The sequence below is a fragment of the Psychrobium sp. 1_MG-2023 genome (genome assembly GCF_030689115.1).
In the GTDB taxonomy this organism is placed as follows: domain Bacteria; phylum Pseudomonadota; class Gammaproteobacteria; order Enterobacterales; family Psychrobiaceae; genus Psychrobium.
Map to the genome: position 1 here is coordinate 1 of NZ_JAUYVJ010000030.1, position 13278 is coordinate 13278.

General features: G+C 41.7%; 15 protein-coding genes. 10 read left to right on the plus strand and 5 right to left on the minus strand.

Features of this window, described 5'->3' with window-relative positions; all coding sequences use genetic code 11:
* Nucleotides 1–198 precede the first annotated feature (198 nt).
* Nucleotides 199–798: a nucleoside triphosphate pyrophosphatase gene (locus Q8W26_RS14260; RefSeq protein WP_101213467.1), complete on the minus strand. Its 600-nt coding sequence runs from the start codon at nucleotides 796–798 to the stop codon at nucleotides 199–201.
* A gap of 143 nt (nucleotides 799–941) precedes the next feature.
* Between Q8W26_RS14260 and yceD the strand changes: the two genes are divergently transcribed.
* The 8 genes from yceD to fabF all read left to right on the plus strand — a co-directional run bounded on the left by yceD (nucleotide 942) and on the right by fabF (nucleotide 7272).
* Nucleotides 942–1463, plus strand: coding sequence for a 23S rRNA accumulation protein YceD (gene yceD, locus Q8W26_RS14265; protein ID WP_101213466.1), 522 nt, complete (start codon nucleotides 942–944; stop codon nucleotides 1461–1463).
* A gap of 20 nt (nucleotides 1464–1483) precedes the next feature.
* Entirely contained in the window at nucleotides 1484–1654 is a 171-nt protein-coding gene (gene rpmF, locus Q8W26_RS14270; protein WP_101213465.1) for a 50S ribosomal protein L32, read from the plus strand.
* 12 nt (nucleotides 1655–1666) lie between these two features.
* Nucleotides 1667–2692: a phosphate acyltransferase PlsX gene (plsX, locus tag Q8W26_RS14275; RefSeq protein ID WP_101213464.1), complete on the plus strand. Its 1026-nt coding sequence runs from the start codon at nucleotides 1667–1669 to the stop codon at nucleotides 2690–2692.
* 7 nt (nucleotides 2693–2699) lie between these two features.
* Nucleotides 2700–3665 carry a beta-ketoacyl-ACP synthase III gene (locus Q8W26_RS14280; protein WP_101213463.1) on the plus strand — a complete coding sequence of 322 codons (966 nt, stop codon included), beginning with the start codon at nucleotides 2700–2702 and terminating at the stop codon, nucleotides 3663–3665.
* A 50-nt stretch (nucleotides 3666–3715) separates the two neighbouring features.
* Complete coding sequence (fabD, locus tag Q8W26_RS14285; protein ID WP_101213462.1) at nucleotides 3716–4642, plus strand: ACP S-malonyltransferase; 927 nt, start codon at nucleotides 3716–3718, stop codon at nucleotides 4640–4642.
* Nucleotides 4643–4662: 20 nt separating this feature from the next.
* Nucleotides 4663–5403: a 3-oxoacyl-ACP reductase FabG gene (gene fabG, locus Q8W26_RS14290; protein WP_101213461.1), complete on the plus strand. Its 741-nt coding sequence runs from the start codon at nucleotides 4663–4665 to the stop codon at nucleotides 5401–5403.
* A gap of 186 nt (nucleotides 5404–5589) precedes the next feature.
* A complete protein-coding gene (gene acpP, locus Q8W26_RS14295) occupies nucleotides 5590–5823 on the plus strand; it encodes an acyl carrier protein (protein WP_101213460.1) in 234 nt (77 codons plus the stop codon).
* Nucleotides 5824–6033: 210 nt separating this feature from the next.
* Entirely contained in the window at nucleotides 6034–7272 is a 1239-nt protein-coding gene (fabF, locus tag Q8W26_RS14300; RefSeq protein ID WP_101213459.1) for a beta-ketoacyl-ACP synthase II, read from the plus strand.
* 99 nt (nucleotides 7273–7371) lie between these two features.
* Here the strand turns inward: fabF and Q8W26_RS14305 are convergent, their stop codons facing one another.
* The 4 genes from Q8W26_RS14305 to Q8W26_RS14320 form a co-directional block, all read right to left on the minus strand.
* Nucleotides 7372–7782: a DUF1294 domain-containing protein gene (locus Q8W26_RS14305; protein WP_101213458.1), complete on the minus strand. Its 411-nt coding sequence runs from the start codon at nucleotides 7780–7782 to the stop codon at nucleotides 7372–7374.
* Nucleotides 7772–8359, minus strand: a complete 588-nt coding sequence (locus Q8W26_RS14310; protein WP_101213457.1) for a TetR/AcrR family transcriptional regulator — start codon at nucleotides 8357–8359, stop codon at nucleotides 7772–7774. Before Q8W26_RS14310 ends, Q8W26_RS14305 begins: the two co-directional genes overlap by 11 nt.
* Before the next feature lie 8 nt (nucleotides 8360–8367).
* Complete coding sequence (locus tag Q8W26_RS14315) at nucleotides 8368–9816, minus strand: coniferyl aldehyde dehydrogenase (RefSeq protein ID WP_101213456.1); 1449 nt, start codon at nucleotides 9814–9816, stop codon at nucleotides 8368–8370.
* 285 nt (nucleotides 9817–10101) lie between these two features.
* Entirely contained in the window at nucleotides 10102–10884 is a 783-nt protein-coding gene (locus tag Q8W26_RS14320; RefSeq protein WP_101213455.1) for an ABC transporter substrate-binding protein, read from the minus strand.
* A 283-nt stretch (nucleotides 10885–11167) separates the two neighbouring features.
* On the opposite strand from Q8W26_RS14320, the gene hemH reads away from it, so the two are divergent.
* Together hemH and Q8W26_RS14330 are read left to right on the plus strand one after the other, a co-directional pair.
* Complete coding sequence (gene hemH, locus Q8W26_RS14325; protein ID WP_101213454.1) at nucleotides 11168–12250, plus strand: ferrochelatase; 1083 nt, start codon at nucleotides 11168–11170, stop codon at nucleotides 12248–12250.
* Between the two features lie 82 nt (nucleotides 12251–12332).
* Nucleotides 12333–13235: a radical SAM protein gene (locus tag Q8W26_RS14330; RefSeq protein ID WP_101213453.1), complete on the plus strand. Its 903-nt coding sequence runs from the start codon at nucleotides 12333–12335 to the stop codon at nucleotides 13233–13235.
* Nucleotides 13236–13278: the final 43 nt, after the last annotated feature.

Below are 13278 nucleotides of genomic sequence, written 5' to 3' on the forward strand. Positions count from 1 at the left end.
GAATCTTATTACGCTTATGACTCATCCCAGCAGCAAAGGATTTCAAGAGGTCCTGAATAAAAGACTTTCAGGACGACAAACTCCCTGTGTTTCTGGTAATGTTTCAGCCAAAGTCTATGGTTCTTCTGTCGTTCCGGCCGTGTGTTAGCCGGAATCTTATTCAGAGTGACAGCGTGTAAGTTTAGGGGAACGAGAAAGTTATTGCACCTGACAATGCTCTAACACTTCGATTCCTTGGTTATTTAACATTTCAATCAAGGAAATCAGCGGTAATCCAACTAATGTATTAGGATCTTTTCCGTCTAACTTTGAAAATAAGGCAATACCCAAACCTTCACTTTTGAAACTTCCTGCGCAATTATAAGGCTGTTCGGCATTAAGGTAGCCAGTAATCATTGCGTCTGATAGCTGACGAAAATGAACATTAAACGGCTCAACGATAACCTGATAAGTCTCTTCATCACTATTATAAAGGCACAAGCCAGTATAAAAAGTAATAACTTGATTGCTTGCCGCTTTCAACTGTTTAAAGGCCGCGTCAAAGTGATGAGGCTTCCCGACAATTTGCCCATTGATGACTGCGACTTGATCACCACCAATGATAAGACTATTGGCGTGATTAGCTGCGACTGCTTGAGCTTTGGCTATTGCTAAACGCTGCACTAAGGCTTGGGGAGATTCTTCGTTATGTGGCGTTTCATCAACGTTGGGACTAATACATTCAAAAGGGAGTGCAATTTTGTGTAGTAATTGCTGTCGAAACGGCGAGGTCGATGCTAATATAAGGGTCTTGTTCATAAGTATTGTTTTGACTGTTTTATAACCACTTTACGGTGGTTTTTGGCTGAATAGGCCTAAGTCTATCACGACAATAAAAAAAACAAGTGATTTTACTTATTTTCCTTTGACTACTCGAGTCATGATCTATAAGATGCGCGTCCATGCAACTAGTAAAGATACCTTTGACGATAGATCCAAAAAAAGCGGCTAAAATGCGTTCTGAATACTTCGGTAAGATAGAATCAGCAAATTTGCCGAGGTTATTGGATGCGTCCGCCGGATTCTGTAGCGATATACAGGTACAGTTTTCTTGTGACACTGACGAACAGGGCATTGTGACCGTAACAGGACATTCTCAAGCAGAAGTCTCGTTAATCTGTCAGCGTTGTATGGAAGAGTTTAACATCACTTTGCAAGTTGAATTCTGTTATTCACCTGTGACCGACCAGTCGCAGGAGAGTGAATTACCGGATGTTTACGATCCTGTTGAAGTGGACGAACATGGTCATATTGAAATCGCTAAATTGATCGAAGATGAATTTATTGTTTCAATTCCATTTTTTCCAATGCATGCCGTAGAAGACTGCTCTGTTAAAGAGCAAGACGTTACAGTAGGCGAAATCGACGACACGATTGAAGAGCGTCCTAACCCGTTCGCGGTGTTACAAAAATTAAAGAAGTAAGGTTTATCTAGGAGACAACCATGGCCGTACAAAAAAGTAAAAAATCTCGTTCAAGACGTGGCATGCGTCGTTCACACGATGCATTAACTGGCGCACAGTTAAGTGTTGATGCGACTACTGGTGAAACTCACCGTCGTCACCACATCACTGCTGACGGTTACTACCGTGGCAAAAAAGTAATCGAGCTATAATAGGCGATTATTTTGGATAATCTAACCCTAGCGTTAGATGCCATGGGGGGCGATTTTGGCCCCCAAGTGACAGTGCCTGCATCTATGCAGGCACTTGAACGATTCCCTCATTTATCTATTTCTCTGTTTGGTGATCAAAATGTTATCACTAAATATATCCCCGATTCTTTCGCTTTTCATGATCGCTTAACCCTAGAACATTGTACTGAAATAGTCACAATGAACGACCGTCCGTTGACTGCTGTGCGAAATCGCAGGGAATCCTCGATGCGCAAAGCTATTGATATGGTGCAGCAAGGGAACGCCAGTGCTTGTGTCAGCGCAGGCAATACCGGCGTACTAATGGCGATGGCCAAGCTAGTACTCAAAACACTTCCGGGTATTGACCGCCCAGCATTAGTTTCAGTCTTGCCTAGTTTAAATGATAAATCAGTTTATATGCTCGACCTTGGCGCCAATGTCAGCTGTGATTCAGAAACATTATTGCAATTTGCAGTCATGGGCTCTGTTATGGCAGAAAAAGTCGATAAGATTAGCCAGCCGCGTATCTCATTACTTAATGTTGGTGAAGAAGCGATTAAAGGTAATGACGTCGTTAAACAAACTGCTGAGCTGTTAAAACAAACAGCACAACTAAATTACATTGGTTTTATTGAAGGCGACCAGATTTTTAATGGCCAAACTGATGTGATTGTATGCGATGGCTTTGTCGGTAATATTAGTTTAAAAACGACCGAAGGTGTTGCTAACCTCCTCATTGAACACTTGCAACAAGCCAGTAAATCGAATTGGTCTATGCGAGTCTTATCACTAATTGCCAAACCCTTTCTTAAAAAAGTTCTCTGTAAGATGAAGCCCGACCAGTACAATGGGGCAAGTCTGTTAGGATTGCGCGGTATTGTGATTAAAAGTCATGGCAACGCTGATCAACAAGCATTCTTTAATGCTATCAAACAAGCAATATCAGAAGTTGAACAGCAAGTGCCAAGCAGGATCCAAGATAGTTTGGAATCTATTCTATTAGAAAAAATCTGTTAGGTTTTCTATGTATTCAAAAATTTTAGGCACGGGTAGTTATCTACCAAGCCAAACCCGTACCAATGCCGATCTTGAAAAGATGGTTGATACCAGTGATGAGTGGATTCAAGCCCGAACAGGTATAAGTGAACGCCGCATCGCTCCAGAATCTGAGTCTGTTGTTACGATGTCTCACCAAGCAGCACTAAAAGCTTTGGAAATGGCGGGAATTTCAGCCAGTGAATTAGACATGATTATTGTTGGCACAACCAGTGCTGATAATGCTTTCCCAGCAGCGGCGTGTGAAATACAAACCTTGTTAGGTATTGAGTCACCAATTCCATCGTTTGATGTAGCGGCAGCCTGTTCTGGTTTCATCTTCGCTTTAAGTGTTGCTGACCAATTTATCAAAACGGGCCACTCTAAAAAAATATTAGTGATCGGTGCTGATGTATTATCTCGCCTATGTAATCCTGAAGATCGTGGCACAATTATCTTATTTGGTGACGGTGCTGGCGCTGCGGTTATCGGCGCATCAGAAGAGCAGGGTATTATCTCAACGCACATTCATAGTGCGGGTAAACATGGTGATTTATTAAAAGCTAAATTACCACTACGCCAAACTGTTGCTGCTGAAGATGCAGAGCACTTCATCGAAATGAAGGGCAACGATGTGTTCAAAATTGCAGTGACGCAATTAAGCAGTGTGGTTACAGAGACGCTAGAAGAAAATGGCTTACAAAAGTCAGATATCGACTGGTTAGTACCACATCAAGCTAATTTCAGAATTATAAAAGCAACCGCTAAGAAGTTATCGATGTCTATGGACCAAGTCGTTTTGACTTTGGCTAAGCATGGTAATACGTCAGCGGCTTCTGTGCCAATTGCTTTAGATGAAGCAGTACGTGATGGCCGTATCCAACGTGGTCAGATGTTATTGTTAGAAGCATTTGGTGCAGGTTTTTCTTGGGGCTCAGCATTAGTTCGTTATTAATAAAGACTAACTGCTGAACATTCAATAGATAGTAAAAGGAAGATTCCATTATGTCGCAAACAGCGATTGTTTTCCCAGGACAGGGCTCTCAAGCTCTAGGTATGTTAAGTGATATTGCTGAGCAACACTCAGTAGTAGAAGAGACGTTTGCACAAGCGTCTAAAGTATTAGGTTATGATTTATGGGCGTTAGTTCAAAATGGGCCTGCAGACGATCTAAACCGTACTGATAGAACACAGCCTGCGTTACTTGCAGCAAGTGTTGCTATCTGGCGTGTATGGCAAGAGCAGGGCGGCGTTGCCCCCGCTTATCTGGCCGGTCATAGTTTAGGTGAGTATTCAGCACTTGTTTGTGCTGGCGCGATTGCCTTTGAAGACGCAATCAAACTCGTTGAGTTACGTGGTCAATACATGCTAGAAGCCGTGCCTCAAGGTGTTGGTTCAATGGCTGCAATTATCGGTTTAGCTGATGATGCTATCGCAACAGCTTGTGAGCAAGCAGCACAAGACCAAGTTGTATCTCCGGTAAACTTTAACTCTCCGGGTCAAGTTGTTATTGCAGGCCATAAAGACGCCGTTGATCGTGCTTCAGCTCTGTGTAAAGAAGCTGGCGCAAAACGAGCTTTACCATTAGCTGTTTCTGTACCATCGCATTGTTCATTAATGACACCAGCCGCTGAGAAGCTGAAACAACAGCTTGAAAGCATCGAGATCAATACACCTGTAATCCCAGTGATTAATAATGTAGATGTAGCGATTGAAACAGATAGCGCTCAGATTAAAGATGCATTAGTTCGTCAGTTATTCAGCCCAGTACGTTGGACTGAAACCGTTCAATTCCTAGCGGCTAATGACGTGACCACACAAATTGAAGTAGGTCCGGGTAAAGTATTATCGGGTCTTGCTAAACGTATTGATAAAGCAGTTTCAGGTGTAGCAACAACAGATGCTGCTAGCCTAGAAAAAGCATTAGCTTAAGAAATAAACGGAGTTAGGCAATGAGTTTTGATTTCTCAGAAAAAGTTGTATTAGTAACAGGTGCAAGCCGTGGTATCGGCCGCGAGATTGCACAATTGTTTGCTAATTCTGGCGCAACAGTTATCGGCACAGCGACAAGTGCTAGTGGCGCTGATCGCATTAGTGATTACCTAGGCGAAAATGGTAAAGGGCTCGTGTTAAACGTGACTGATGTTGATTCTATCAATGGCTTGTTTGATACAATCAAGAGTGATTTTGGTGCGGTTGACATCTTAGTTAATAATGCGGGTATTACGCGCGATAACTTAATGATGCGCATGAAAGATGATGAGTGGGATGATATTATCTCCACCAACTTATCATCTGTATTTAAAATTTCTAAAGCTGTATTACGTAACATGATGAAAAAACGCGCAGGTCGTATCATCAATATCGGCTCTGTAGTAGGCTCTTCGGGTAATCCGGGTCAAGCAAACTACTGTGCAGCAAAAGCGGGTTTATTAGGTTTTACTAAGTCTTTAGCACAAGAAGTTGCATCACGCGGTATTACAGTGAATACTGTGTCGCCAGGTTTTATCCAAACGGATATGACTGAAGAATTAAATGATGAGCAAAAATCAACGATCTTATCGAAGGTTCCAGCAAATCGTTTAGGCAAGCCAGAAGAAATTGCTTCAGCTGTTGCCTTTTTAGCCTCGGACATGGCTGGTTACATCAATGGTGAAACATTGCATGTAAACGGCGGTATGTACATGGGATAAGCTTAAATCTTAATTTAAGTTGCTAAAAATAAAAATTTAGGGTATTTGTATTCAACGTGAGGTTAACATCGGTAATATTGCCGTTAATTTTCTGGTTTGACCAGCATTTCAATAGTTGATTTGTTGCGTTAATCCTCTAAACTAGCCTCATATTTTAGATGTCTGTAACAAACAGGAAAAATTGCCATGAGCATCGAAGAACGCGTAAAAAAAATTGTAGTTGAACAACTAGGTGTTAAAGAAGAAGAAGTAGTAAGCGGAGCATCATTTGTTGATGATCTAGGCGCTGATTCTCTAGACACTGTAGAGCTAGTAATGGCTTTAGAAGAAGAGTTCGACACTGAGATCCCAGACGAAGAAGCAGAGAAAATCACTACTGTTCAAGCTGCTATCGACTATGTAAACAGCGCTCAAGGTTAATTTTACCCTTGAATACTAAAGGCGGCTTTTGCCGCCTTTGTTGTATCTGGTCTCCAATAAAACCAATCACACTAACATATTGTTCATTTACCCTCGTTACTAATCTGTTCAATAATTAATGTCATTGGTATAAATCAATAGCCTTTCTAGACCGAACTGTTTTGCATAGATATCGTATTTCTAGAGGCTTTATTATATTAAAGGTTTAACATGACAAAACGTCGCATTGTTGTTACAGGCATGGGAATGGTTTCGCCTGTAGGTAATACGGTTGCAGAAAGCTGGGAAAGTATCAAGCAAGGTAAGAGTGGCATCGCTAACATTACTGCATTTGACACTAGTGCTTTCGGTACTCACTTTGCTGGTGAAGTAAAAGATTTAGACATCAATGAGTATGTTGCAAAGAAAGATGCTCGTCGTATGGATAAGTTTATTCAGTTCGGCTTAGTAGCTGGTATTCAAGCGATTCAAGATAGTGAGCTTGAAGTGACTGATGATAATGCTGATCGTATCGGTGTGGCTATCGGTTCTGGTATGGGTGGTTTAGGCCTAATCGAGTCGACTCACAGTGAAATGGCTAAATCAGGCCTACGCCGTGTTTCACCATTTTTCGTTCCTGGCACTATCATCAACATGATTTCAGGTAACCTATCAATCCAATACGGAATGAAAGGCCCTAATATTGCGATCACTACCGCTTGTACTACGGGTGTACATAATATCGGTTGTGCGGCACGTATGATTGCTTATGGTGATGCTGATGTGATGGTTGCTGGCGGTGCAGAAGCAGCGACGACCGAATTAGGTCTTGGCGGTTTCGGTGCTGCAAAAGCCTTATCAACCAACAATGATAATCCTCAGCAAGCTTCACGCCCATGGGATAAAGACCGTGACGGTTTTGTGATGGGTGAGGGTGCTGGTGTGATGGTACTTGAAGAGTACGAACACGCAAAAGCACGTGGTGCTAAAATCTATGCTGAGCTAACCGGCTTTGGTATGAGTGGTGATGCATACCACATGACGTCACCTCCTGCCGGTGGTGACGGTGGCGCAGCGGCCATGAGCAATGCGATTAAAGATGCTGGTATTGAAAAAAATACTATTGGTTACATCAATGCACATGGCACGTCGACTCCTGCTGGTGATAAAGCTGAAACTGCAGCGGTTAAGTCTGTATTTGGCGATCACGCATACAACTTAGCTGTTAGTTCGACTAAATCAATGACGGGCCATTTACTAGGTGCCGCAGGTTCAGTTGAAGCTATCTTCACGGTGTTAGCGCTTAAAGATCAAATCTTACCGCCAACAATCAACCTTGATAACCCAGATGAAGGTTGTGACCTTGATTACGTGACCGACGGGGCGCGTAGCACTAACCTAGACCATGCTGTATGTAACTCATTCGGCTTTGGTGGCACGAACGGTTCATTAGTATTTAGTAAGGTTTAAGCTTTTTTACAAACGTAATGCTTGAAAAATAAAGCCCACGAATTACCTAGCTGTGATTCGTGGGCTTTTTGTTTATATAAGATGTGTATCACGTAATTATCAGAACCTGTAAAGCTCGATGGCAAATAAAGGCTGTAATAAGCCGTGATAATAACAGCCAGTAACCACTGCGCAGTGGACTACAATACAGAGCCATTGCCACACTTTATATGATACTTTTTGTGATTTATGCCTAAGTGACGCTTGGGCTAGTAATGCACCGGGCCAGCCACCAAGTAACTCTAACGCGTGTAGAGTGTTTTCCGCAGTGCGATAGCGGTTGTGAATGGCCGCTCGCTTATCAATGGCAAAGCTGATGAAGGTGACTGTGGACATGACCAAATAAGCCAATGTCAGCACTTGCGGGAAGTGCTGAAAATAAGTAGCAACTAACAGGGCTATGCTTAGCATCAAGATTAAGAAATACAGCAACGTTGTTAAGTTACTAGTTTTACCTGAACTATTTGCCATGCTGTTTCGGGGCCTTTAACGCATGCCAAAATAAATGAAATGCACTGTCGCGATAGTGGATATCTTCTTGTACTGATTCATTGTCTATAAACAGTTGGCATGTGCTAAAAAACTGCGCATGGCAATGGTTGATAATTAACTCAAGTGGTAAGTTTGCAAGAACATTCTGCTCAATACCTTGGTTAATTAACTGCATGATTTGACTGAGCTCTTGAGTCATTGTCAATTCACGTGTTGGGCGATCAAGCATTTGTAGCGAACTCACTTGCTGGCAAAATTGCAGTTTCTTAGGCTGTGCTATCGCCCAGTCCAATGCACTGTTCCACAGTGCCTTAGCTTGTGCTTCAATCGCTGTATCAGTGCAATGGCTCGATGAGAGCACTTCTGCGAGTTCTTGTTTTATTGCAATATACAACGCAAGAACTAACTCTTCTTTCGTTGTAAAATGATGAAACAACGTTCCATTCGCGACCCCAGCATGGCGTGCAATGGATGCCGTTGAGGTGCCATGAATACCTTGCTCGCTAAATAACACTAAAGCACTGTTAAGTAATTTATCTTTTTTGCTTAAGCTCATTGTAACTCCTAGCGCATAAATATTTTAAGCATCAAACGCTGAATCCAGCCACCATAAGGAGGGTGGACCAATTTACCTGTGTTTAACTTGCCGCGTTTGAGCACTGTTTTAGCTTTAGAAAACGTTAAAAAGCCTTCGTGACCATGGTAGTGGCCCATCCCAGATTCGCCAATGCCACCAAAAGGCGCGTCATCAGCAGCAACGTGAAATACTGAATCATTGATACAGACCCCACCAGAGTGAGTATGAGCAAGAATGTGTTGTTGGGTTAAATGGTCAAAACTCATGATGTATAGTGCGAGCGGGCGAGGCTTATCATTGATGTATTCAACACAGCTGTCTAGTGAGGTATAGCTTACGATAGGCAAGATTGGCCCGAAGATTTCCTGTTGCATAATCAGCATATCTTCGCTGACATCGGTCACAAGCTGTGTTGGCATATGACGCGACTCTTTATCCAGCGGGGCGTCGATAGCACTAGTTATATTTGCTCCTTTTTGTTGAGCGTCTTCTAACCATGAAATTAATCGCTGATGTTGCGCGGCGTTGATAACATTGGCAAAGTCATTACTGAGCGTTTTTTTACCATACATTTTTTGAAATTGCTGTTTATACTGCGTTACAAATTCTTCAACTTTATTTTCGGGACAGAAAATATAATCTGGAGCGACACAAATTTGCCCAGCGTTCAAACTTTTACCGAAAATCAGACGTTCAACAGCAGTTGCTATCGGCATGTCAGGAGCGATAATCACGGGTGATTTACCGCCAAGTTCTAGAGTTACTGGAGTCAGGTTATCCGCGGCAGCTCGCATAACATGTTTACCGACAGCCGTTGAACCCGTGAAAATTAAATGATCGAACGCTAGTTGTGAGAATTTGGCGGCAATATCGGCTTCGCCTTCAACCACCGCGACTTGATCGACTGTAAATACTTCACCAAGTAATGTAGTTAACACTTTATTTGTGTGCGGTGTGAATTCAGAAAGCTTAATCATCGCATGATTTCCCGCTGCAATGGCGGTGATTAATGGTCCAACCGATAGCATCACTGGGAAGTTCCAAGGCACCATGATACCGATCACGCCTAGTGGCTGATATTCCACGCTAACGCTTGCCGGAGCTAATAACAAACCAGCGTGGCGTCGTTGTGGTTTCATCCATTTCTTAAGCTTCTTTAAAGTGTAATTAATATTCATGACACAAGGTAGTATATCTGCCACTAACGTATCGTGCGCAGGGCGCTGACCATAATCTTGGTTTAGCGCATCGATTAAAGGTTGTTGGTGTTTGAGTAAGGCGGCTTTTAATTGTCTCAGTTGCTTTACCCGTTGCTCATAGCTCGTGAGTGGGTTTTGTTGATATGCTGCTTGTTGCTGACAGAGCAGTGACGGCAACGACACTGCTGTTTGTTTTTGAGAAATTTCATTTGACTCAACGGAAATTGCAACACTCATAAATACCCCTTTATCATTATCTTTAAAACTGACTGGTCAGTCGGTTTTTGTAGTCTGGCGTAAGCAGTCGCTAATTACAAGCCTAATTTTTCAACAATAGTGATAATCGAAGGAAGTTTTGGAAATAGATCACAAAAAGTGACTAAAATATGACGACGGATGCAACCCGAAAGTCCCTGCTTTTACTAGTTGGATTCAATAATAAAAGCCATAGCAAGGCATTTATTATCATATAATAGTTGTTCTATATAGATAATAAATAATGTTGCTATTACTTATTTAGGTTTAAGGCCGTTTCTTTGAGGTGAGTGAAGGGCCTCTTGAAATGTACTTGTTACGAAGTTGCTCTAATTCACCTTGTACCATCATTTGTTCAAATAACATTTTTATTCTCGCCGCTGGTAACACAGCTTGGCTGCTATTTGAATATTGAATCCAAGGGGTGCGCTGAGAAACGATAAGTGGTTTCCCAAAAAAGTTTGGCTTCTTATTTAAGGCAGCAGCCGCTGCCAATAACGGGTCCATAGGGCCAATAATTGCATCTACACGACTTAAACTGAGCATTCTAATACCTTGGTTAAAATTGGTCACTTGGTGTTTTAGAATATCTGGGTCATTGTCTATATCATCACTAAATTTAGCCCCACGTAAATAGGCGATGGTTTTTCCTTTTAACGATTCTATTGAGCTAAAATGTGTACCTTGTTTTGCTAACACGACATTATTTAATGGCGGCAATGGCGCAATGTAAGTCACATAGTCTTCTAGTTCCTTATAACGAAACATTATGGTTAAATCGATGGAGCCCGTTTTTAAGTCATGCATTATGCGTGCGTAGGGTGCAATATGATTAACAGGAGTCAGCCCAGCCCGTCGAAGTAAAGAGTTAGCGAGATCAAAATAAATACCACGCGGTGGTTTGTCATCAATAATGCCATAAGGGGCAATGGCGATGGTGCGAACTTTGATTGGCTGTTGAATATCGTAGGCAAGTGCAACGGAACAGTTAACTGTGCTCAGGTAACTTAATAAAACAAAAGTGATGAGAGTAAAGAATTTTAATTTCACTTAGCAAAGACCTTTAGCAACAAAAATTTTTGATGAACCATATTGTTGGTTCAGTCACTCTAAGTCTATCAGTTACTCACTTATTATTCACGGCTCAAAATCTAATTCCCTCCTTGTAAACAGTCGATAGTAAGCAAGACAGACCTAATAAACACTCTTTTGGTGTTGTTTGGTAAATTCCTCAGTTTTAAGCTTGTTTGTAAGGTGAAAATAGTCATAATAGCCTTCACAATAAGTATATTAATTCAGATAAAGACGCTTAAATAGCAACGATGAGGGCTTAATGAAGTATATCGGTAAGACTAATTTCCAACATTCACAACAACAAAAAGTTGGTGTGTTGCTAACAAATCTAGGTACACCAAAGGAACCGACTAGAAAGGCATTACGGGTTTATCTTAAAGAGTTTTTGTCTGATCCTCGGGTTGTCGAAGCACCGCGCTTATTATGGTGGATGGTATTAAACTTTGTCATTTTAACAATCAGACCTAGCCGTTCTGCTAAAGCTTATCAAACAGTATGGACTGAGCAAGGTTCTCCATTATTGCTTCATACCAAGGCGCAAACAGAAAAAGTAAGAGCTCAACTTGTTGAGACTTATGGTGATAATGTAGTGGTTGAATTCGCTATGCGTTATGGTCAGCCATCTATCAGCGACACATTAGATCGCATGCTTGAGCAAGGTGTGACTAAATTAGTCGTGTTGCCGCTTTACCCGCAATACAGTGCAACAACAACAGCCTCAACCTTCGATGCTATTGCTGCAGATTTTACCAAGCGTCGTGCGATCCCCGAATTACGCTTTATTAGTCATTATCATGATAAATCTGCCTATATTGAAGCTTTAGCACAAAAAGTCGAACAGTACTGGCAAGAACATGGCCGCGCTGATAAGTTGATTCTATCTTACCACGGCATCCCTAAACGCTATTTAATGCAAGGTGACCCTTATCATTGTGAATGTTATAAAACGTCACGTTTATTGGGTGAACGTTTGGGGTTAAGCAGTGAAGAGTATCAAACAACTTTCCAATCACGCTTTGGCCGTGAAGAGTGGTTAAAACCTTATACTGATCACACTTTGCAAGCATTGCCTCAGCAAGGTGTTAAATCAATTCAAGTGATATGTCCTGGTTTTTCGGCTGATTGTTTAGAAACCATCGAAGAGATAGGCATCGAGAATCGTGATTACTTCTTAGAGGCGGGCGGTGAGCGATTTGAATATATTGAGGCACTTAATAGCGATGATAATCACATCGATGCACTTGTCTCGATTGTTGAAGAAAACCTCCACGGTTGGACGAACCATCAACATGATGCTCAAACTTGCTTAGAGCAAGCTAAAAAATTTGGCGCTCAACGTTAGTTCATTTGTGTCACACTAATCAATTATTAGAGTGACACTTTCTTGCTGATTTCACGTACAGCCATAAAGGTATCTGATTACCATGTATCCTCTCGATTACATTGAACCCGTGTTTAGGCCACCCAGTGAGTGGAAAAGCTTAATCTTGCAAGTCACCAATGGGTGTTCTTGGAATCGTTGTACATTTTGTTCTATGTATACCGACGAGCAAAAGAAGTTTAGGCCAAAGAAGATTGAGTTAATTGAGCAAGAAATTATTACTATTGCACAATCTGGCCTTCCAACCAGCCGCGTTTTTTTAGCCGATGGCGACGCGATGATGTTGCCATTTAAACGCTTAAAACAAATTTTAGTCTTGATTAAGCAGCATCTTCCGCAGGTAACACGTGTCTCGAGTTATTGCTTACCTAGAAACTTGAGTAATAAAACAGTGGATGAGTTGAGCGAACTACAATCTTTAGGGTTAAAGTTGCTTTATGTTGGCTGTGAAAGTGGCGATGATGAAGTACTCACACTGATTGATAAAGGCGAAACCTATCAATCGTCAGTTATTGCGCTGAACAAAATTAAACAAGCTGGAATGAAAAGCTCGGTGATGATTTTAAATGGCTTAGGCGGTCCTGAGCTATCGGAACAACATGCACTGAACTCGGCGCGTTTGATGAATGAAACTCAGCCGGACTATTTATCGACACTCGTGGTAAGTTTTCCTTTTGGTGAACAACGTTTTGCAGACAACTTTACAAAACAACACTATCAGCCATTTAGGCAATTAACACAGCCTGAGCTATTTCATGAAATGGAAATGTTATTAGAGACGCTTGAGCTGAACAAAACCATTTTCCGTTCAGATCACGCCTCTAACTATTTAGTGCTTAAAGGTATTTTAGGCAAAGATAAGCAAACACTTTTACAAAAAGTGAAAGCAGCACAACGACAGCCGGGCTCCATTGCATTGCGCCAAGAGTGGCAACGAGGCTTGTAGAATCTGCTCAGTCATTGCTATGAAACTAATGTTATTTAGGGCT